We start from the raw sequence: 21,768 nt of genomic DNA on the forward strand, positions 1-21,768 counted from the left end.
GGATTTCCCCTTTACGCTCCTCCATTTTTATCACCTGACAGTCTTTTAATCCTGGGATATTCATGATAGAATTCATAGTACACGCAACTCCATTCTTTTTACTTGTTTCTGGACAATTCAAGTATAAAAGAATGACGGGGGTGCGTGTCTTTTTTTGACCAAAATTGTATGAAAACCCCAACATTTATTATAGAGCCTTTCTTAAAAACATTACATAAATCTTCTTTGTAGTCCTATATTTGAATTATTATATTAATAAACTGTGTGTCTCCACTAAATTGTCTCTTATTTCAATTGTTTCTTAATAAATGAAGTAACGTAACCTATAACGGAATATAGAAGTATTTGATCATTTAGAGAAAGCACAAACCTCAAAAAAAGTCTTTAACTGTAGACTCCTTCTATAAATTCCTCTACAACTCACAAGTTTCATGATTTATCTTCCACTAAAATTTATTTTTTTTAGATAATTTTCCTACTGCGATTTTTTTCTTAAATTATTCTACTTTGTAAATATTGTGATAATTTTATTTATTTTAAAAGGAAAAAAACTTTTTAAAGAGAATTGAATTAATATCCTAATAATAACAAACAGTGGAGATATTGTTAGGTAAAAGGAAAATCTTTTATTTTTCAATTAAGATTAAATAAATATATCACACAGGAGTGCAAATGGATGATTCAATACTCCCCTACCAGTTTTGAAACTCATTTATTTCATGAAGGAAATCTTTTTAAGGCGTATGAGCTGTTTGGAAGCCATCTTTTAAGTTATGAAGGAAAAGTCGCTACTCGTTTTACGGTTTGGGCTCCGAACGCAGTCCAAGTAAATCTAATTGGTAGCTTTAATAACTGGAATTCAAATGGTTTCCGATTGATCAAGCAAAATGATCAGGGTATTTGGAGCCTTACAATTCCATTAGACCTTAGTGGTGAGCTTTATAAATATGAAATCGTAACTAAGAAGGGAGTAACACTTCTTAAATCAGATCCATTTGCCTTTTTCTCGGAGATCAGGCCAAATACAGCCTCAATCGTATACGACATCAAAGGGTATAAGTGGAATGATCAGAAATGGATTAAAAGCAAAGAAAAGAAATCAATTTATCATGAACCTCTCTTTATTTATGAGCTTCATATAGGATCCTGGAAGCTTAAGGACAGTGGTGAATATTATTCTTATGCTGAACTTGCAAATGAGTTAATTCCATATATAAAAGAGCATGGTTTCACTCATATAGAAATTTTACCACTGGTTGAACATCCCTATGACAGATCCTGGGGCTACCAAGGAGTCTCCTATTTTTCCGCAACTAGCCGTTACGGCACACCAAAAGATTTAATGTATTTCATCGATCAATGTCATCAGCATAATATTGGAGTTATTTTAGATTGGGTACCGGGGCATTTTTGTAAGGATGCTCACGGTTTGTATATGTTTGATGGAGAGCCGGTATATGATTATCCCAATGAAAAAGACAGAGAAAACTTCATATGGGGAACTGCCAATTTTGATCTGGGGAAAAATGAAGTACAGAGCTTTTTAATTTCCAACGCATTGTTTTGGATTGAATATTTTCATATCGATGGATTTAGAGTAGATGCAGTGGCAAATATTATTTACTGGCCAGGTGATGAAAAGATTCCGAATCGTTATGCTATTGATTTTCTAAAAAAATTAAATCGGGTCGTTTTTCAGCATGATCCAACAGTGCTCATGATTGCTGAAGATTCGACAGATTGGCCAATGGTTACAGCGCCGACTCATGTAGGAGGAATTGGATTTAATTATAAATGGAATATGGGTTGGATGAATGACATTTTGAAATATATGGAGGAATTACCGGAAAAAAGAACGTTTTTACATCATAAGGTTACATTTTCTTTGATGTATGCTTTCTCAGAAAATTTTGTTCTTCCTTTTTCACATGATGAGGTCGTTCATGGAAAAAAATCGCTATTAAACAAGATGCCAGGGACGTACGAAGAGAAATTTGCACAATTACGGCTTCTCTATGGTTATATGGTTGGTCATCCTGGCAAAAAGCTTCTCTTTATGGGAGGAGAGTTCGGTCAATTTTCAGAATGGAAGGACCTAGATCAGTTAGATTGGAATTTATTTAATTATGACATGCATCGAAAAATGGATGCATATATTAGAGAGTTGCTGAAATTTTACAGACGTTCAAAGCCACTTTATGAATTAGATCATTCTTTAGAAGGCTTCGAGTGGATTGATGTAAATAATGCAGCACAGTCCATCTTTAGTTTCGTTAGAAAGAGTAAGGAGGAAGATTTTCTGTTATTTGTTTGTAATTTCAAGAATATTAATTATGGAAATTACAAAATTGGGGTACCCAAGAAAGGAGAATATCGAGAGGTTTTTAATAGTGATGATGAAAGGTTTGGGGGCACACATCACATCAATTATAAAATCTTGAAAACAAAAGATGGTTTTTATCATGGCCGGGAGCAATATATCACGATGAAAGTGCCACCATATGGTGTAAGCATATTAAAGCTTGTTAAGAAAAGAAAGGAGAGGAAAGGTAATGGTGAAAACAAAGTGCTTAGCGATGCTCCTAGCGGGAGGAAAAGGAACTAGATTAAACTCTTTAACTAAAACAATTGCAAAGCCTGCAATCCCTTTTGGGGGAAAGTACAGAATTATCGATTTTACATTAAGCAACTGCACGAACTCCGGTATTGACACAGTGGGAGTTTTAACACAATATCAGCCTCTTGTTCTTAATTCCTATATTGGTATAGGCAGCGCCTGGGACTTAGATAGGAGAAATGGGGGAGTAACCGTATTACCGCCCTATTCCGCTTCCTCTGAGGTGAAATGGTATACAGGGACTGCAAGTGCAATCTATCAAAACATGAACTATATTGAAAGATATAAACCGGAATATGTCCTAATTCTTTCAGGTGATCATATTTACAAGATGGATTATTCTTTGATGCTTGAATACCATGAGAAAAAAGGTGCGGATGCAACTATTTCCGTTATTGAGGTGCCATGGGAAGAAGCAAGTAGGTTCGGTATTATGAATACAAACGAAGAAATGGAAATTGTAGAATTTGAAGAAAAGCCGTCCAATCCGAAGAATAATTTAGCTTCCATGGGTATTTATATTTTTAATTGGAAGGTATTAAAGGAATTTCTCATAAAAGATGCTAATGATCCGAATTCTAGTCGTGATTTTGGCAAAGACATCATTCCGAATCTTCTTAAAGCAAAGAAAAATGTAATGGCGTATCCTTTCAGTGGCTATTGGAAAGATGTTGGAACCGTCAAGAGCCTATGGGAAGCAAACATGGACTTATTAGATGAAAATTGTAAATTAAACTTATTTGATCATAATTGGAGAATCTATTCCGTCAATCCAAATCAGCCTCCTCAATATATTGCTCCTCATGCAACGGTTACAGATTCACTTATTAATGAAGGATGCTATGTGGAAGGGATTATTGAAAAGTCAGTGTTATTCCAGGGGGTATCAATTGGACAGAATAGTAAAGTGCATCAATCGGTTGTGATGCCTGATGCCATTATAGAAGCAGATGTAGTCATTGAAAATGCAATTGTTCCGCCAAATTGTTTCATCCCAAGGGGTACGATCATTCGTCCTGAGCAAGAAGGAGAAGTTGTACTAGTTTGTGAAGAGGAATATTCATTTATTAGCAATTAAAAGAGGGGGCGTATGGAATGAATACAAGTCTTATGGGCGTAATAGATGCAACTACTTTCCATAAATCACTTAAGGACTTAATATTGCACAGAACGATCGCTGCACTTCCTTTTGGTGGGAGATACCGTTTAATAGACTTTGTTTTATCCAGTATGGTTAACTCGGGGATCACGAGTGTTGGTGTGTTTCCGAAATATAATTATCGATCGTTAATGGATCATTTAGGTTCTGGTAGGAATTGGGATCTAAACAGAAAACGCGACGGATTATTTTTCTTCCCGGCACCTATGTTCGATGCCCTTTATAAACAGATTGGGGCGTTTGACCATTTTGCCTATCATATTAACTATTTCAAAAGAAGTAAGCAAGAATACGTAATCGTTGCTAACTGCTATTCCGTTTTTAACATGGACTTTAACGACGTATTAGATCGTCATATTGAAAACAAATGTGATATTACAGAGCTCACTAAGTACGGAAATTCTCTTGAAGTTTATCTGTTAAAAAGAGAGCTCCTAATTGAATTGCTTGAGACAAAAGATATTACGGGATATACATGTTTAAAAGATGTTATGAATGACTCGAATAACCGCTATGCAATTTGTTCTTATGAATATGATGATTACTTTGTCATGATCGATTCAGTAGAACTCTATTATCATACAAGCTTGCAGCTGTTAGATTCATTTACATGGAAGAAGCTATTTAGGAAAGACCAACCCATTTATACGAAAGTAAAGGATGAACCCCCAACTTACTATGGAAAAGGGGCTGTTGTGGAAAATTCCATGATTGCAAATGGCTGCATCATTGAAGGTCATGTGGAAAATAGTATTATTTCAAGGGCCGTGAAAATTAGTAAGGGTACAGTGATCAAGAATTGTATTATTATGCAAAAAACTCAAATCGGTGAAAATTGTTATCTCGATTCTGTCATATCAGATAAAGACGTAAAGATAGAAGATGGGATTGAACTGGTTCCACTTAGACCAAACAAGCCGATTGTAGTAAAAAAAGGCGTCGTCCAAGGAGCGTTGATGAACCAGTGAAAGTACTTTTTGCCGTCTCAGAATGTGTTCCCTTTGAAAAGTCAGGCGGCCTTGCAGATGTGGCAGGCTCTTTACCAAAGGAACTAAATAACCAAGGAACAGATGTCAGGGTCATCATGCCTAAATATGGAACGATTCATGATACCTATAAAAACAAAATGAAAAAAATCTCCGAAATCACAGTCCATGTAGGGTGGAGACAGCAGTATTGCGGAATTTTCGAGTTGGTTCATGAAGGGATCACCTATTACTTTATCGATAACGAATATTATTTTTATCGAGATAAACTATACGGGCATTATGACGACGGTGAGAGGTTCTCTTATTTTTGCAGAGCTGTGTTAGAAAGTATCGGTGCAATCGGATATTTTCCCAATGTTATACATTGCCATGATTGGCACACAGGGATGATTCCATTCTTGTTTCGGACAGAATATCAAAGAAGAAATGGATATAACCAAATAAAAACGGTATTTACTATCCATAATTTATTGTTTCAGGGGATCTTTCCGAAAGAAATTCTAAGTGATCTGCTTGGAATCAATGAGCATTATTTTAATTCAGAGCAGCTGGAGTTTTATGGTCATGTCAACTTTATGAAGGCAGCACTCATCGCTTCTGATACAATTACAACAGTAAGTCCTACATATAAGAACGAGATTCAAACAGAATTTTTCGGAGAGAAACTAGAAGGTCTTCTTCGTTCCCGTCAAAGGTCGCTGATCGGAATATTAAATGGAATTGATGATGAGGCCTACAATCCTGAAAAGGATCCAAATATTTCGGCTAATTATAGTGTAAAAGATCGTAGCAACAAAAGGCCTAATAAAACAGATATCCAACGGTATTTTAGTTTGGAGCAAAGAAGTGATATTCCACTTATGGTAATTATTTCGCGCTTAACTGAGCAAAAGGGTTTTAGTTTAGTAAAAAGAGTTTTCCATGAAATCATGCAGGAAGACATCCAAATGATCGTGCTGGGAACTGGAGATGCAGAATTTGAAGGCTTCTTTAAAGCAATGGAATGGCAGTATCCACATAAATTGAAGGTACATATAGGTTTTAATGAGGAGCTGGCACACAGAGTATACGCTGCAGCTGATTTGTTTTTAATGCCGTCACTGTTTGAACCATGTGGGCTTGGACAATTAATTGCCATGCGATATGGAGCTATTCCTATTGTGAGGGAAACCGGGGGATTAAACGATACCGTTCAATCCTACAATGAATATACACATGAAGGGAACGGTTTTTCATTCACGAATTTCAACGCTCATGACATGCTATATACCATAAAAAGAGCTTTAAGCTTTTATCATAATAAAAAAGTATGGGATGAAATTGTAAAAGAAGCAATGGGCAGGGATTACAGCTGGGCCAAATCAGCGTTTAAGTATAATAGGATGTACGCAGAGCTAGTTAGTAGGAGTGGAAGCCATGTTTTCTAGTGTTCAATCGTTTAAGTCTATTTTTTTGAAAAAATTAGAATCTACGTATGGTAAGAGCTTCGAAGAGACAACCAAACAGGACCAATATCAAGTGCTCGGCCAAATGGTACGGGAGTATATCAGTGAATACTGGATCTTGACCAATGAAAAATATCGTTTTACAAAAGCGAAAACAGTTTACTATCTATCCATTGAGTTTCTTTTAGGAAGACTATTGGGCAATAATTTATTAAATCTTGGAATCACAGATGTAGTGAAGAAGGGGCTGAAGGAACTTAATATAAACCTTGATGAAATTGAAGAGGCTGAATCAGATGCCGGGCTGGGTAACGGTGGGTTAGGACGACTGGCCGCCTGTTTTCTTGATTCACTGGCATCTCTTGAGCTACCAGGCCATGGCTGTGGAATTCGCTACAAGCACGGCTTATTTGAGCAAAAGTTTGTAGATGGCTTTCAGGTTGAGCTTCCTGAACAGTGGCTTCGTCAAGGGAATGTGTGGGAAGTAAGAAAACCAGACTTGGCAGTTGAAATTCCTTTTTGGGGAAGAGTACAGACTTATCATGATGGAGAGCGATTATGTTTTCAGCATTTAGAAGCAGAAACCATCATGGCTGTTCCCTATGATATGCCCATTGTAGGCTATCGAAATAAGACTGTTAACGCTTTACGTTTGTGGAGCGCTGAACCGTCACCTTTGCCTTATCATAAGGATGTCATGCAGTATAAAAAAGAAACGGAAGCTGTGTCAGAAATTTTATATCCTGATGATACGCATGATGAAGGGAAAATTTTGCGTCTAAAGCAACAATATTTCCTTGTGGCTGCTAGTGTGCGCTCCATTATTCGCTCATATCGAAAGAAAAATAATAACATACGGGATTTACATGAAAAAGTGTCAATCCATATTAATGACACACATCCTGTCCTTGCTATTCCGGAGCTAATGCGGATTCTATTGGATGAAGAAAGACTAGGTTGGGAAGAAGCATGGGAAATCACTACAAAAACAATTTCTTACACCAATCATACAACGATGTCAGAAGCACTTGAAAAGTGGCCTATTCGTATTTTTAAGCCACTCCTTCCCCGCATTTACATGATCGTTGAGGAAATAAATGAAAGATTTTGTCGAGAGCTTTGGAAAAAGTACGAGGGTGACTGGAAGCGAATAGAAGAGATGGCGATTATCGCACATGATCAAGTAAAGATGGCGCACCTTGCTATTGTGGGAAGTCACAGTGTAAATGGGGTTGCCTATTTGCATACGGAGATACTGAAGCATAGGGAAATGAATTTGTTTTATCAGTATGAACCGGAAAAATTTAATAATAAAACGAATGGAATCACTCATAGGAGATGGCTCATTAAAGCAAATCCTGAATTGACAAAGCTCATTAAAGAGGGAATCGGTGATAAGTGGATTAGGCAGCCAGAACAGCTTACTGAATTAATGAGGCTTAAAGATGATGAGCAATTTTTGATAAGGCTAAAGGACATTAAGCAAAAAAATAAAGAAAAGCTTGCTTTGAGAATCTTGCAACAGACTGGTACGAAGGTTGACTTAGCGTCTATTTTTGACGTACAGGTAAAACGCTTGCATGCATACAAAAGACAGCTTTTGAATGTACTGCACATTCTTTACTTATTTAATCGGATGAAAGAAGATCGAAACTTTAAGCCTTATCCTCGAACATTCATTTTCGGGGCCAAAGCTTCTCCTGGTTATTATTATGCCAAAAAAATTATTAAACTAATTAATACAGTAGCGGATCTTGTGAACAACGATAAGGAAGTCTGTGATTATATTAAAGTAGTATTTTTAGAGAATTATAGAGTCTCTCTCGCTGAAGAGATATTCCCTGCTGCCGATGTCAGTGAGCAAATATCAACTGCCAGTAAGGAAGCATCGGGTACAGGGAATATGAAATTCATGATGAATGGTGCTGTCACACTAGGAACAATGGATGGGGCCAATGTGGAGATTTTTGAAAGAATAGGATCGGAAAATATTTATATTTTTGGATTAAGAGCTGAAGAAGTAATGAATTACTACCAAAATGGCGGGTATCATTCAAGGGAATACTATCATTATGATAGGCGGATTCGTGAAGTTGTAGATGGCTTAGTCAACGGAATCGTTTCAGATTCCTACGGCCATTTTGAACCGATCTATGATTCATTGCTTATGCAAAACGATCAATATTTCGTGTTGAAAGACTTTAGCTCGTATGCTGAAGCACAAGAACGTATTGGAATGGATTTCAGTAACGTTCTAGAATGGTCAAAGAAAAGTCTTATCAACATCGCAAACTCAGGCTATTTTTCAAGTGATCGGACCATTGGGGAATATGCGAAAGATATTTGGAAAATTTCAACCCCACAAAATGTCTTGCAGTAATGGTAAAAGAAAGCGGAGCCTCCCATGAAGGTTCCGCTTTTTCTTATTCTACATACCCGTCACTTTCATGGTATGGGATATTGCCGATCATTGATTCGACATCCTCAAGATCGAGCAATTCTTCATATTCTTCATGGGACTTTGTGCGATAAACCTTTCTGTTTTTTCCGTGCATGTCATTGCCGACAAAGGATTCTATTTGTTCTGTAAACCCTTCTAATTCATCTTCATCATGATAAAGGCTTCCATAATCTGAGTGATTTCCTGTGTAGTCAGAAGGGGTTTCTGAGGTGCCATATCTTGCCACATCTTGAAAACTATCTTCGTGATCGACAATATACCAGTTTCTTCTTCGGGCGAAGGAGTCGGTATGAGGAGGTTCTAATAGTTTTTCTTCAACCGGACGATCACTAGGCGTTGTTTGATCTTTTGAATGATCGACACAATATAAAGTGGAGGGAAGAATTTCAAGCCTTTCGAAAGGAATTTCTTTTCCACATTCAGCACATGTTCCGTATGTGCCATTATCCATTGCTTTCAATGCCTGATTGACTTTATAGAGCTCCGAGGCCGCATGTATACCAAGTGCCGTATCTTTTTCCCGCTCGTAAAGCTCTGTTCCCATATCGGCCGGATGATTATCGTAATTGGATAACTCTCCAACATTTTCTCTTTGATTACGTTGATTCATTTCAATTCCCGTATTGTTCATGCTTCTTTCAAGCTGATCTTTTTGAGATAACAGTTCTTGTTTTAATTGCTTTAGCTGTTGTTCTGTTGCCATATCATCCCACTCCTTTTACCAATCTCTTATTTAGTATGAGCATTAAAAGTAAAAAGCATGTTTGTTTTTCTAAATCTGTAAGGAGTGGAGTTTTATTTATATTATTGGCTCTTTTCGCATAGATTGTTGTTTTTAGACTTTAAAGTTTGTCCGTTGATTTCCGCTTTGTACACAAACCAAAATTCATTTACTCAAATAAGCTCATATCATCCAATGCTTCAGTAAAAAGGAACAAAATTTGCAAAATGAGCCAAAAAAAAAAACCCTTGTCGGGTCTTTTTTTACAAATAATAGCTAATAAACAAGCCGAAGGATAGTAAGAAACCGAATATTGTATTGGTTTGAGCCGTTGCTTTCATAGCCGGCATCATTTGAATAGGAGCAGTTTTACCAATAAAGCCTTTTGTGGCCTTAACTGCCTTCGGAACGCTTAAGAATACTAGCAGAAGCCAGAAGGAAACTTGTCCTGCGGCAATTAAGCCAACTACCCAGGCATATGAAGTCACAAACATCGCAGCTAAGAGGTAAATAGCACCTTTTCTGCCCAACAGAATTGCCAGTGTTTTTCGTCCGTATTCCTTATCTCCGTCCAAATCACGAATATTATTAGCTAAAAGGATGGCACCTACCAATATAGCAATAGGTATTGAAACAAAAACCGCAGTTGTTGTTACTGTACCGGATTGTATATAGAATGAAATTAAAATGATTAGGACTCCCATGAAAAATCCAGCAACGATTTCACCAAATGGAGTATAGGCAATTGGAACGGGTCCCCCTGTATACAAGTATCCTGCAGCCATACATAAAACACCGATCGCTGCAATCCACCAACTGCTTTCCATGCAAATGTATACGCCTATTAAAACAGAAATCGCATATAAAGCTAAAGCGATTCCCATTACTGCTTTTGGGGATATTCCTTCTCTTACAATTGCTCCGCCAATACCAACAGATTCTTCATTATCAAGCCCTCTTTTAAAATCATAATACTCATTGAACATATTCGTTGCAGCTTGAATCAGTAGGCTAGCCAGCATCATGGCTACGAAAAGCATACTATCGATTTTATGGTCCTGTATGGCTAACGCAGTTCCAATTAAAACAGGAACAAAGCCTGCAGTAAGCGTATGCGGACGTGTTAGCTGCCACCACACTTTCCAATGCGGTCGTTTTGGAACAACCGGAGAAGTGTTAGTAGGAATTTGCGTTTGCATGTTGTCTCTCCCCTAAATGTATATCGCCAATTATTTTTAAAATTTTTGTCTAAAAATCTTCACACTTTAAGTGTAGGAAAAGGACAATAAAGTGTCAACGACTTTTTATAAGGGAAAAGGAATAATGAAAAAAAGAAGTATAATAATAAGGAAAAAACTTGGATAAATTCGCACCATAAGAAGCCGGAATTATTGACATAATTGGAATTAGAGGTGTATCTTTAAATAGGTTTAAAAGGTATGATTATATGTTTTTAGGGGGGATCAATTTGACAATTTTACACGGAACAGAACTCCTTGATGCCTTGCGGAAAGCCTTATTGAAAGCAAAATATTCACATAAGAACATTTTGTTTAGTGAAGTTAGGAAAATGCAAGAATTAAGCCCCCTTTCTTTTTATCAATCAGGAAGAGAGCTGTTTCTTGGAGAGCGTTTTTATTGGCGTGAACCGAATGGAGTAACGACCATTGCCGGGCTTGGAAAAATTGACAAGCTGACAGTAAATAAGGGACAAGACCGGTATAAAGGGATTTATAATAAATGGAAAAAACTAATAGAAGACAAAATTACTTTCGGAAAAGAGAACATTCCAGCAACGGGCCCTTTCTTATTTGGTGCTTTTTCTTTTGATCAAAATAAAAGTAATTCAGCTTTATGGGATCAATTTGGCGATCATTTTTTTTATGTTCCGAAGTATGTCTTAACGAGTGGAAATGAAGGAACATATTTGACAACAAATGTATTGCTGTCTCCTGAGGATGAGATTGATACAGTACTCCAATCATTTCATCAAATCGACCAACTTTTAAAAGAAAAGCATCGAGAAAAAGCGGAACCTAATAAACTTTTGAAGCTTGAGGAAATTGAGCCAGAAGCTTGGAAGCATCAAGTAGCTGCAGCCGTAGAGGATATTAAACATCATCTTATGGATAAAGTGGTTTTGGCTCGTGAAATCCGCCTTACTTTTCAATCCTCTATATTGTCTGAAACCGTATTAGAACGGCTAATTGAAGAACAAGAGACCAGCTATATATTCTCTTTGGAGGTTGCAAGTGACTGTTTTATCGGGGCAACCCCAGAAAGGTTAGTCAAAAAAACAGGCAATGAGATATTGTCTACATGTTTAGCAGGTTCGATTGGAAGAGGGAAATCAATGGAAGAAGATGAGGAGTTAGGAAAACAGCTTCTTCATGATCATAAAAATCTTATTGAGCATCAATATGTCGTATCTATGATCAAAAAGGTTATGGAGTCTTACTGCAGCGAAGTAGATATTCCAAACGAACCAGTATTGATAAGAACAAAGCATGTTCAACACTTGTATACGCCTGTCAAAGCCAAATGCGAAGACGATTTATCCATCTTCCAATTTGTCAGCGAACTTCATCCAACTCCTGCACTAGGTGGATTACCAAAAGAAGTTGCTGTGAAATGGATTCGAGAAAATGAGCTGTTAGAAAGAGGTTTATATGCCGGACCGATTGGATGGACAGATTCATATGGTAATGGAGAGTTTGCTGTCGCCATTCGCTCAGGGTTGATACAAGGAAATCATGCATCCTTATTTGCTGGCTGTGGAATCGTGGCAGATTCTTCACCGGAAGAAGAATATAAAGAAACCTCAATCAAGTTTAAACCAATGTTACATGCACTCGAAGGAGGTTCTCATGGAACATCGTGAAGCCTTAACGGCATATGTTGCAGCTTTTGTTGATGAATTGGCACAAGTAGGTGTAAAGCATGCTGTTGTCAGTCCCGGTTCTCGTTCAACCCCATTTGCGTTATTGCTTGCTAAGCATGAAGATATTCATGTCCATATGAATATTGATGAGCGTTCTGCAGGATTTTTTGCCCTCGGTTTAGCCAAGGCTTTGAAAGAGCCAGTTGTACTTTTATGTACGTCAGGAACTGCTGCTGCTAACTATTATCCTGCTGTTATTGAAGCATCCTATTCAAGAGTACCGCTGATTGTGCTAACTGCAGATCGCCCCCATGAATTAAGAGAGGTCGGTGCTCCTCAGGCAATCGATCAAATTCATCTGTATGGAAAGCATGTGAAATGGTTTGCGGAAATGCCGTTACCGGAAAATAACGAAGATATCATTCGTTTTGTCAGATCTTTTTGTGCAAGAGCGGCCTCTACGGCACTCCAATCACCTAGAGGTCCCGTACACTTGAATTTCCCATTGAGAGAGCCCCTTGTGCCGATCATGGGGGATGATCAATATTTTCATAACAACCGTGGTTGGGGGCCGTTAGTATCTATTCAAAACGGAGAACTGACTGTATCAGAAATGGAATTCAAAAAAATTTCTGAAGACTTGACCGAACAAGATGGGATTATTGTATGCGGTTTCACAGATCATGAAAGGTTTGCAGAATCTGTTACGGTCATGTCTGAAAAATTAGGTTATCCTATTTTAGCTGATCCGCTATCTCAATTGCGCAGCGGAAGCCATGCAAAAACGAATATTATTGATTGCTACGATACCTTCCTTAGATTTGAAGAGCATATAGAAGAGATGCAACCAAAAATTGTGATAAGATTTGGGGCCATGCCAGTTTCAAAAGCATTGACCCTTTTCTTGAAAAAGCATAAAGCTGCAAAGCATTATGTTGTGGATGGTGGGGCAGAATGGAGAGATCCTGTGGGCACCGCCACTCATATGGTGTATTGTGATGAAGCTCTTTTTTGCGATAGATTAATTCCGCTAATAGAAAAGAAAGAGAACATGAATTGGCTAGAAAAGTGGCGAAAATTAAATAAAGTCACAAAATCAGCCTTGCAATCCATTAGAGATGAAAAAGATTTAAATGAAGGAAAGCTGTTTTCTATTCTAGGAGATTTATTACCAAAAGGAACGAATCTTTTTGTAAGTAACAGCATGCCAATTAGGGACCTTGATACATTTTTTCATACTAATGATAAGGATATTTCGATTTATGCCAACCGCGGAGCGAACGGAATCGATGGAACAATATCGACGGCCTTAGGAATCAGTACGGTTAAGGAACCCACTGTTCTAGTGCTTGGCGACCTAAGTTTTTTCCATGATTCAAATGGACTCCTAGCTGCTAAATTGCAAAAGCAAAACTTAACCATTGTCCTAGTGAATAATGATGGCGGAGGCATTTTTTCTTTTCTTCCTCAGTCAAGTGAAGAAAAATACTTCGAGCAAGTTTTTGGAACTCCACATGGACTTGATTTTTCCCATCTGGTAGCTTTGTATGGGGGTACCTATGTAAAAGCTAGAGACTGGGAGCATTTTGAGGAAAGCCTTCAGAGAGCGATCCATTCAGAAGGACTTAACGTAATTGAAGTCCGGACAGACAGGCAGGAAAATGTAACGTCACATCGAAGGTTGTGGAATTATGTTTCCCGGGAAATTTTATTGTCAAATCATGGAGAAACAAATGAAAATTCATGTTAATGGTGTCGATTATTATGTCGAAATATATGGGAATGGAGCTCCGCTCGTCTTATTACATGGCTTTTCAGGTGATAGTAGCACATGGACTGAGATCATAGATCCGTTAAAAGTAGACTATAAAGTCATTTGCTTAGACATTATTGGGCACGGGAAAACAGAATCTCCTAAGGAAGTTGAAAGGTATAATATCCAAGCAGTAGCAGAGGATATTAAAAATATTTTGGATAAGCTTGGAATAGACAAAACAGTTATGCTCGGTTATTCCATGGGAGGAAGACTTGCCCTTACCTTTGCCCTTCTTTTTCCAGATCGAGTTTCTGCTTTGATTTTGGAGAGTGCTTCTCCTGGATTAGAGACAGAAAATGAGAGAGAAAACAGAAAAATTAGCGATGAGAAGCTAGCTAAACGCATAGTAAACGAAGGCATTGAGAAATTTGTGGATTATTGGGAAAGCATCCCTCTTTTTCAAAGCCAGTTAAGGTTACTACATGAGAAAAGAGAGAAAATTAGGAATGCAAGGCTGAATAACAATCCTTTAGGCTTGGCAAATAGCCTGCTCGGTATGGGAACAGGCGCTCAGCCTTCTTGGTGGAGTAGTCTGTCAACTATCAAAATTCCCGTTTTGATGATCACAGGAGAATGGGATACGAAGTTTTGCCGTATTGCTGAACAAATGTCCCATTCCATTAAAAACTGTTATTGGGAAACAATTCTTGAAGCAGGGCATGCAATTCATGTGGAACAACCTGAAAAGTTTGGTAAAATAGTTAGTGAGTTTTTAATGAAGAATAAAGGAGGATTATAAGATGGCGATTGAATGGAAGCTTGAGCGTGAATACGAAGATGTATTATATGAAACATACAATGGAATTGCTAAAATTACCATTAACCGTCCTGAAGTACATAACGCATTCCGTCCAAAAACGGTTATGGAGTTGATGGATGCTTTTGCCTATGCAAGAGACGATGCGAATATCGGCGTGATTATTTTAACGGGTGCGGGCGACAAGGCGTTCTGCTCCGGCGGAGATCAAAAGGTTCGCGGACACGGTGGATATGTGGGTGAAGACCAAATTCCACGATTAAACGTTTTAGATCTTCAGCGTTTAATCCGTGTTATTCCAAAGCCAGTTGTAGCTATGGTAGCCGGCTATGCAATTGGAGGCGGTCATGTACTACACGTAGTATGTGACTTGACGATTGCAGCTGATAATGCGATTTTCGGACAAACAGGTCCTAAGGTAGGAAGCTTTGATGCAGGTTACGGATCCGGCTATTTAGCTCGTATCGTGGGTCATAAAAAAGCTCGTGAAATCTGGTATCTATGCCGCCAATACAATGCACAGGAAGCATTGGAAATGGGACTTGTCAATACAGTAGTTCCTCTTGAGCAGCTAGAAGAAGAAACTGTGAAATGGTGTGAAGAGATGCTTGAAAAGAGTCCGACTGCTCTTCGTTTCTTAAAGGCTGCTTTCAATGCAGACACGGACGGTCTCGCAGGTCTCCAGCAGTTTGCAGGAGATGCAACGCTACTTTACTATACAACGGACGAAGCGAAGGAAGGAAGAGATGCGTTTAAGGAAAAACGTAAGCCAAACTTCGGCCAGTTCCCAAGATTTCCTTGATTTCTTATATTCACTTGTGCTTTTCATCTCAGCTTGGCAAGCTTATCTTGTCAGGCTGTTTTTATATACTTGATCCTATTAAAGAGAAAAGGGATGAAAATAGTGTTTGAACAAAAGCATTTGCCGAATTGGCTAAAAAAAAGGGCGTTTTTGACTCCAGATCGTGTTGCCATTGAATATAAAAGTGAGAGGGTTACTTTTTCTCAACTGGATGAGAAAGTCACGGAAACCGCAGGGAAGTTGTACGGTATCGGGGTAAGAAAAGGTTCACGGGCAGCTGTTCTCTTAAAAAATGATCTTCAAACTGTTTTTGTCCTTCATGCTCTTTTATATCTTGGTGCAGAAATCGTTTTATTGAATAATCGTCTAAGCTCAAGCGAATTGTCTTGGCAATTGAAGGATTCAGGATCCGAATGGATATTTTCGACAAAGGAATGGGCTGAAAAATTGGATGAGATGGGTTTTTCGAGAACAGAAGTCGTATTTGTCGAAAATCTAAAAAATGGCATGCCATACTTAGAATGTCCCGTTCAATCTCAATTTTCGATGCAGGATACTGCTACGATCATGTATACATCTGGTACGACAGGAAACCCAAAAGGGGTACAACAAACCTATGGGAATCATTGGTGGAGTGCGGTCGGTTCCGTTTTAAATTTAGGTCTAAAGGAAGATGACTGCTGGCTTTGTACAGTTCCACTATTTCATATTAGTGGTCTTTCGATATTATTCAGAAGTGTGATTTATGGAATAAAGGTGATCCTCCATGAACGATTCTCTGAAGCAGAAGTAAACAGATGCATCATGGAAAAGGGAGTAACGATTGTGTCCGTGGTCTCATCCATGCTGAATCGTATGCTTGAGAACCTAGGAAACAACCGTTATCCGGACTCCTTCCGATGTATGCTTTTGGGGGGAGGACCGGCTCCGCTTCCCATGCTGGAGCGATGTCGTGATTTAGATATTCCGATCTATCAGACATATGGAATGACCGAAACATCATCTCAAATTGCCACATTGTCACCGGAGTATAGTTTAACAAAGCTTGGATCAGCGGGAAAAGCACTTTTTCCGTGTGAAATAAAAATCATGACTGACAATGGCGAAGCTCCGGCAAGTGTTTCAGGAGAAATCTTTGTGAGAGGTCAAAATGTAACAAAGGGCTATTTAAACCGAGAAGAGGCTAACCTCCAGTCATTCTCTGATGGCTGGTTCAAAACCGGGGATATCGGTTTTCTTGATGAAGAAGGTTTTTTATTTGTGCTGGATCGTCGCTCGGATCTAATCATTTCAGGTGGAGAAAACATTTATCCAGCGGAAATTGAATCTGTATTGATGAAGCATCCTGCTGTGTTTGAAGCGGGTGTAACTGGAATACCGGATGAAAAATGGGGACACGTACCGATCGCTTTTATTGTCTTAAACGAGCATGCAATGTGTGATGAGGATGAAATCAAAATGCATTGCAAAAAGCTTCTCGCTTCTTATAAGGTTCCTAAGATGATTCATTTCGTCAAGGAGCTCCCAAGGAATGCTTCAAATAAACTCTTGAGAAGAGAGTTGCTTAAGCTTCTGGAAAGGAAAGAAAAGGATGAAACTAAGTAAAGTCAATTTACACCTTATCTCTTCTCCTTTAAAGAAGCCGTTTGAAACATCTTTGGAAGTTGTGAGGAACAGAGAGGCGATTATAGTCGAAACCATTGATCAGGATGGAAATTGTGGATATGGGGAAGTTGTCGCTTTTTCAAGTCCATGGTATACAGAAGAGACAATCAAAACATGCCTTCATATGCTTAAGGATTTTCTTATACCTGCCATTAAAAGTAAGCCTATAAGTCATCCTAGTCAGTTAGAAAGTATATTTGTGAAATTTAGAGGCAACAGGATGGCAAAAGCGGGACTAGAAGGGGCTTTATGGGATTTGTATGCAAAGCAAAGAAACATCCCTCTTTATGAACTGTTTGGAGGTAGCAGAAAGTCTGTTCAAGCAGGTGTGGTCATTGCGTCAAAGAGTGTTACGGATGCAATGTTCTCTATTGAAGAATATGAAAAAGAAGGCTATCAGCGTTACAAAATTAAAATCAGCCCTGAAAGTGATCTTTCTTTTTTGAAAGAAATTAGACAGAATTACCCACATATTCCGTTAATGGCTGATGCGAATTCAGCATACTCCTTAAAGGATCTTCAGCATTTGAAGAAACTTGATGAGTTCAACTTAATGATGATTGAACAGCCTTTAGGTCACGATGACATTGTAGAGCATAGCGAGCTGCAACAAAGCCTGATGACACCCATTTGCCTTGATGAAAGCATCACATCGTATCATGCAGCCAAAAGTGCACTTGCACTTAAAAGCTGTCAAATCATCAATATTAAGATGAGCAGGGTAGGAGGCTGGATGGAGGCAGTCAAAATTCATAATTTGTGTGTCAAAAACAACATTCCTGTTTGGTGTGGGGGAATGATTGAATTTGGTATTTCCAGAGCGCACAATTTAGCGTTAGCGACTCTTCCAGGCTTTACGATTCCTGGAGATTTATCTTCCTCTTCTCGTTTTTGGGAATGGGATATAATTGAGCCCGAAATTCAAGTGAAAAATGGACAGATTATCGTCCCACATAAGCCAGGAATTGGATTTGAGGTAAATAGGAAGCATTTAATAAAATTGTTGGTTCATAAAGAAAGTATTGTACTAGATAGATAAAAGGCTCATCATGGAATGAGTCTTTTTTACTGAGTAAGAAGAAATGTTTTTTAATAAATAGGCATTTGCTTATTTTCATCCTTTTTCGATTTCAGCTATAATAAGAATAAATAGTCAGAAAATTCAAATCATAGGATGGGACTTATGGATAATAAAGAAAAACCGTATTTAATAGCTGAAATATTACTTATAAGAAAGATGCCAGCATGGGTTGTACGAGAAATTACTAAGCTTGCTGATGAAGAATTGAAATTTTTGATGGAAAAGTGCGGAATAAATGAAGAATTAATGACTTGAAAAAAATACAGGCAGACATGTCTTTCTAATGTCTGCCTCCAAAAATTATAGGCTATATAAGAAGTTTGGCAGCCATAAGGAAATCGAAGGTACATACGTAATGAGAATTAGTCCTACGATTACAGCTAACAGCCATGGAATAGCTGCTAAGGTGCAAAGGAAATACCAGTAGATTCTATTCGTTTAGCGTAAAAGATCATAAAGTAAAATTAATGTATATTCAGACGCTTGTCAGTCGAGGAACGACCCCGTGCGAGGCGCGGAGTTACCCTAGACGGTAATGAGCACCGGAGGAGGGATTGTGACGATGAATGCGAGCGTTTGCCAATAGTCTGAGAGGCACTCCAAAGTTGGAAGTGCCTTTCAAAACTTAGTGAAGAGCTTTTTCAAGTGTAGATAGGTTTTTCTTCATTAAGCTAAAGTAATCTTCATTGCGTTCTATGTCCTTCTTGGTTAATACAGATAAATTATGCAGGGTAAGAGTTTTGCCTTTTAGCTCCGATTGAACAATTTCCGCTAGTTTGGAAGGTGCATTTTGTTCGACTAGAACATACTGAATGTTATCATTTTTTGCTTTTTCAATGATTTCCTTTAGCTTCTTTTGGGAAGGTTCACTAGAAGTTGAGATACCAGCAATGCTTATTTGTTCAATTCCGTATCGTTTTTCCCAATAGCCATAGGCAGCATGGGAGACGACTATTTTTTTCTTCGGTGCATTCTTGATCGTCGTTTCAAACTCATGATGGAGCTCCTCTAATTGAGAGGAAAGCTGAGTATAATTTTTTTCAAAATACTCTTTTTGGTCTGGTTTGAGCTCTGCTAGTGAATCCTTAATGATTTCAGCCATCTCTTTTGCATACAACGGATCGAGCCAAATATGAGGATCTACATCTCCGTGGTTATGTCTGTGTTCATCCTCTTCATGATGGTGTTCTTCAACATCACCTTCATCATGTTCATGATCTTCTTCACTATGAGAAGGATCTTCTGCAGTTCCTTCTTGGTGAGAATGATCTTCATGGGATGCTTCAAGGTTTACAGCTTCGCCAACTGCGACCATTTTAACACCTTCGTCTTTAAAAATGTCCGCGGAGCTTTTCACAAAACCTTCTAAGTTATGCCCGATATACAAGAATAAATCGGATTTGGCCATGTCAATAATATCTTTTTGAGTCGGCTCAAAGGTATGCTCATCAGTACCTGGAGGATAAACTGTATGAACCTCCACGTATTCCCCCCCGATTACTTTTGTAAAATTCATTAAAGGGTAAACAGTTGAATAAACCACTAATTTGCCGTTCTCTTGTTTTTCCTCTTTTTGATTGTTCTCAGAATTACATCCGGACAATATCAATCCTACTATCAGCATAAATGTGATCATCAATTTTCTCATTCGGAATAAATCTCCTTTAAACGAAATGATTACGATTTAACTTTAGTATCTTACCTTATAAAGGGGATAAGACGCAAGAACTTTGTTTAGAATCCCTGTTTGTTTTCTGATTTATTAGGATATGTATTCTTTTGATTTCCATTCTTTTCTGGCACAGGATCGAAGCCTCCAGGATGAAATGGGTGACATTTCACAATCCTTTTAATGGTTAGCCAGCCGCCTTTTATTGGACCAAATCTTTTGATTGCCTCCAGTCCATAATGAGAACATGTGGGATAGAATCTGCAGGTTGGCGGTTTAAGAGGTGAAATAACAACTTGATAAAACCTAATGATCACAATAAAAATTTTTTGTAGCATTGAATAATCCTTCCTTTAATATATTGGAAAAAAATGCGTGAAAGGTGTAATAACTCAAGAAATTATTTATGATACAATTATAAAGGATAAAATCCGTTCTTTTCATTATAACTGCTTTCCATCAGATATAGCCCTTCTATGGGGAAAAATGGGTTTCTTCCCGATAATTTTTCAGAATAAATGATACTATTTAGATGAAAAAAATCCGAATTAATAATATGATAATTGTAAATCTTATTTTAGGAGTGAATTCTTATGCCATCAGTAGAAAGCTTTGAACTTGATCATAATGCTGTTAAGGCTCCGTATGTAAGACATTGCGGTGTTCATAAAGTAGGTAGCGACGGAGTCGTTAACAAGTTCGATATACGTTTTTGTCAACCAAACAAGCAGTCGATGAAGCCGGATGCGATTCATACATTGGAGCATTTGCTTGCTTTTAATATTAGAAAGCACTCTGAGAAATATGATCATTTCGATATCATTGATATTTCTCCAATGGGCTGTCAGACAGGCTTTTATCTTGTTGTCAGTGGTGAGCCAACCGTATCAGAAATAATTGATGTCCTCGAAGACACAATGAAAGAATCTGTTCATGTTACGGAAATTCCTGCTGCCAATGAAAAGCAATGCGGACAGGCGAAGCTGCATGACCTAGAAGGTGCTAAGAAATTAATGCGTTATTGGTTGCAGCACTCAAAAGAAGAACTTCATCAAGTATTTGCATAATATTTATAGAAGGGTGGCCAAGTTGGTCACCCTTTCATTATGTTTTCTTCTTCTTTTTTATTTTTCTCAAGGTCTTCTAAATATGGATTATTCTCTAAGGTATCTACAGTATGTTTGTAACCATATGCTTTTGAAGTCGTCATGACGCTCAATGAACATTTCTTTGATGATAGGTTTGATGTTTATGGTGTGAAAGCCCTTCTTGTGCAAACTTCCCCTTTAACGTCTCAATAATATAGAGGCCCATAAGATTTTTAATTTCCTGCTCACTCATTTCGCTGATTAAAGCGACTAAATCTCTATGGTTAAACTGCTCCAAAACCGCAAATGCCAGCATATCAATATCTTCTTCATCTGCAGTCATTTTATTTCGATACATTTCAAATAATTCATCGATTAATTTCATCCATTTTTCCCCCTTTCTTTGATTTTCATTATGTAAGAAGAGCTTTTTAGCAGCCTTTTGCATAGAATAAATTATCTATTATTTGGTCTATCTCACTAGTGTTGCATTAATTTAATTTTAATATTAAAAAGACTCACAATCTTCACTTATTTTATTTTGTGCAAAGAAAAAGTCCTTTATAATGGATAAGTCAGGTGGTAACCCGTCCAAATCCATTAATAAAGGACACACA

General features: G+C 37.9%; 19 protein-coding genes. 13 read left to right on the forward strand and 6 right to left on the reverse strand.

What is annotated here, in order from left to right:
* The first annotated feature begins 676 nt into the window (after positions 1–676).
* The 5 genes from glgB to GD441_RS15270 are packed head-to-tail and all read left to right on the forward strand — an operon-like array spanning position 677 to position 8,590.
* Complete coding sequence (glgB, locus tag GD441_RS15250) at positions 677–2,605, forward strand: 1,4-alpha-glucan branching protein GlgB (protein WP_153127289.1); 1,929 nt, start codon at positions 677–679, stop codon at positions 2,603–2,605.
* Positions 2,553–3,695, forward strand: coding sequence for a glucose-1-phosphate adenylyltransferase (locus GD441_RS15255; RefSeq protein ID WP_153127290.1), 1,143 nt, complete (start codon positions 2,553–2,555; stop codon positions 3,693–3,695). Before glgB ends, GD441_RS15255 begins: the two co-directional genes overlap by 53 nt.
* A gap of 17 nt (positions 3,696–3,712) precedes the next feature.
* Positions 3,713–4,744 (forward strand): GlgC family sugar phosphate nucleotidyltransferase, encoded by a 1,032-nt coding sequence (locus GD441_RS15260; RefSeq protein ID WP_153127291.1) that lies wholly within the window; start codon positions 3,713–3,715, stop codon positions 4,742–4,744.
* Positions 4,741–6,192 (forward strand): glycogen synthase GlgA, encoded by a 1,452-nt coding sequence (gene glgA / locus GD441_RS15265; RefSeq protein ID WP_153127292.1) that lies wholly within the window; start codon positions 4,741–4,743, stop codon positions 6,190–6,192. Before GD441_RS15260 ends, glgA begins: the two co-directional genes overlap by 4 nt.
* Positions 6,182–8,590 carry a glycogen/starch/alpha-glucan phosphorylase gene (locus GD441_RS15270; RefSeq protein WP_153127293.1) on the forward strand — a complete coding sequence of 803 codons (2,409 nt, stop codon included), beginning with the start codon at positions 6,182–6,184 and terminating at the stop codon, positions 8,588–8,590. Before glgA ends, GD441_RS15270 begins: the two co-directional genes overlap by 11 nt.
* Positions 8,591–8,633: 43 nt before the next feature.
* Here GD441_RS15270 and GD441_RS15275 read toward each other — a convergent pair whose 3' ends face one another.
* Complete coding sequence (locus GD441_RS15275; protein WP_153127294.1) at positions 8,634–9,374, reverse strand: TraR/DksA C4-type zinc finger protein; 741 nt, start codon at positions 9,372–9,374, stop codon at positions 8,634–8,636.
* A gap of 281 nt (positions 9,375–9,655) precedes the next feature.
* Entirely contained in the window at positions 9,656–10,591 is a 936-nt protein-coding gene (locus GD441_RS15280) for a 1,4-dihydroxy-2-naphthoate polyprenyltransferase (protein ID WP_153127295.1), read from the reverse strand.
* A 269-nt stretch (positions 10,592–10,860) separates the two neighbouring features.
* On the opposite strand from GD441_RS15280, the gene GD441_RS15285 reads away from it, so the two are divergent.
* From GD441_RS15285 to GD441_RS15315, 7 genes are all read left to right on the forward strand, one after another.
* On the forward strand, positions 10,861–12,273 hold the full coding sequence (locus GD441_RS15285) for an isochorismate synthase (protein WP_153127296.1): 1,413 nt from the start codon (positions 10,861–10,863) through the stop codon (positions 12,271–12,273).
* Entirely contained in the window at positions 12,260–14,023 is a 1,764-nt protein-coding gene (gene menD / locus GD441_RS15290) for a 2-succinyl-5-enolpyruvyl-6-hydroxy-3-cyclohexene-1-carboxylic-acid synthase (RefSeq protein WP_153127297.1), read from the forward strand. Before GD441_RS15285 ends, menD begins: the two co-directional genes overlap by 14 nt.
* Positions 14,007–14,828 (forward strand): 2-succinyl-6-hydroxy-2,4-cyclohexadiene-1-carboxylate synthase, encoded by an 822-nt coding sequence (menH, locus tag GD441_RS15295; protein WP_153127298.1) that lies wholly within the window; start codon positions 14,007–14,009, stop codon positions 14,826–14,828. The genes menD and menH overlap by 17 nt, the downstream gene beginning before the upstream one ends.
* A gap of 1 nt (position 14,829) precedes the next feature.
* Positions 14,830–15,648: a 1,4-dihydroxy-2-naphthoyl-CoA synthase gene (menB, locus tag GD441_RS15300; protein ID WP_153127299.1), complete on the forward strand. Its 819-nt coding sequence runs from the start codon at positions 14,830–14,832 to the stop codon at positions 15,646–15,648.
* Positions 15,649–15,741: 93 nt separating this feature from the next.
* Positions 15,742–17,253: an o-succinylbenzoate--CoA ligase gene (locus tag GD441_RS15305; RefSeq protein WP_153127300.1), complete on the forward strand. Its 1,512-nt coding sequence runs from the start codon at positions 15,742–15,744 to the stop codon at positions 17,251–17,253.
* On the forward strand, positions 17,240–18,352 hold the full coding sequence (gene menC, locus GD441_RS15310; RefSeq protein ID WP_153127301.1) for an o-succinylbenzoate synthase: 1,113 nt from the start codon (positions 17,240–17,242) through the stop codon (positions 18,350–18,352). Before GD441_RS15305 ends, menC begins: the two co-directional genes overlap by 14 nt.
* A gap of 144 nt (positions 18,353–18,496) precedes the next feature.
* Positions 18,497–18,649 carry a hypothetical protein gene (locus tag GD441_RS15315; protein ID WP_153127302.1) on the forward strand — a complete coding sequence of 51 codons (153 nt, stop codon included), beginning with the start codon at positions 18,497–18,499 and terminating at the stop codon, positions 18,647–18,649.
* 370 nt (positions 18,650–19,019) lie between these two features.
* Here GD441_RS15315 and GD441_RS15320 read toward each other — a convergent pair whose 3' ends face one another.
* Together GD441_RS15320 and yidD are read right to left on the reverse strand one after the other, a co-directional pair.
* A complete protein-coding gene (locus tag GD441_RS15320; protein ID WP_153127303.1) occupies positions 19,020–20,042 on the reverse strand; it encodes a metal ABC transporter solute-binding protein, Zn/Mn family in 1,023 nt (340 codons plus the stop codon).
* A gap of 86 nt (positions 20,043–20,128) precedes the next feature.
* Positions 20,129–20,401, reverse strand: a complete 273-nt coding sequence (yidD, locus tag GD441_RS15325) for a membrane protein insertion efficiency factor YidD (protein WP_153127304.1) — start codon at positions 20,399–20,401, stop codon at positions 20,129–20,131.
* 255 nt (positions 20,402–20,656) lie between these two features.
* Between yidD and GD441_RS15330 the strand changes: the two genes are divergently transcribed.
* Entirely contained in the window at positions 20,657–21,130 is a 474-nt protein-coding gene (locus GD441_RS15330) for an S-ribosylhomocysteine lyase (protein ID WP_153127305.1), read from the forward strand.
* Positions 21,131–21,156: 26 nt separating this feature from the next.
* On the opposite strand, the gene ytzI is transcribed toward GD441_RS15330, so the two are convergent.
* Both ytzI and GD441_RS15340 read right to left on the reverse strand, forming a co-directional pair.
* Entirely contained in the window at positions 21,157–21,282 is a 126-nt protein-coding gene (gene ytzI / locus GD441_RS17690; RefSeq protein WP_420849712.1) for a YtzI protein, read from the reverse strand.
* A complete protein-coding gene (locus tag GD441_RS15340) occupies positions 21,279–21,536 on the reverse strand; it encodes a DUF6154 family protein (protein WP_153127306.1) in 258 nt (85 codons plus the stop codon). Before GD441_RS15340 ends, ytzI begins: the two co-directional genes overlap by 4 nt.
* Between the last annotated feature and the right edge of the window lie 232 nt (positions 21,537–21,768).

The organism is Peribacillus tepidiphilus (assembly GCF_009466385.1).
GTDB lineage: Bacteria > Bacillota > Bacilli > Bacillales > DSM-1321 > Bacillus_BN > Bacillus_BN tepidiphilus.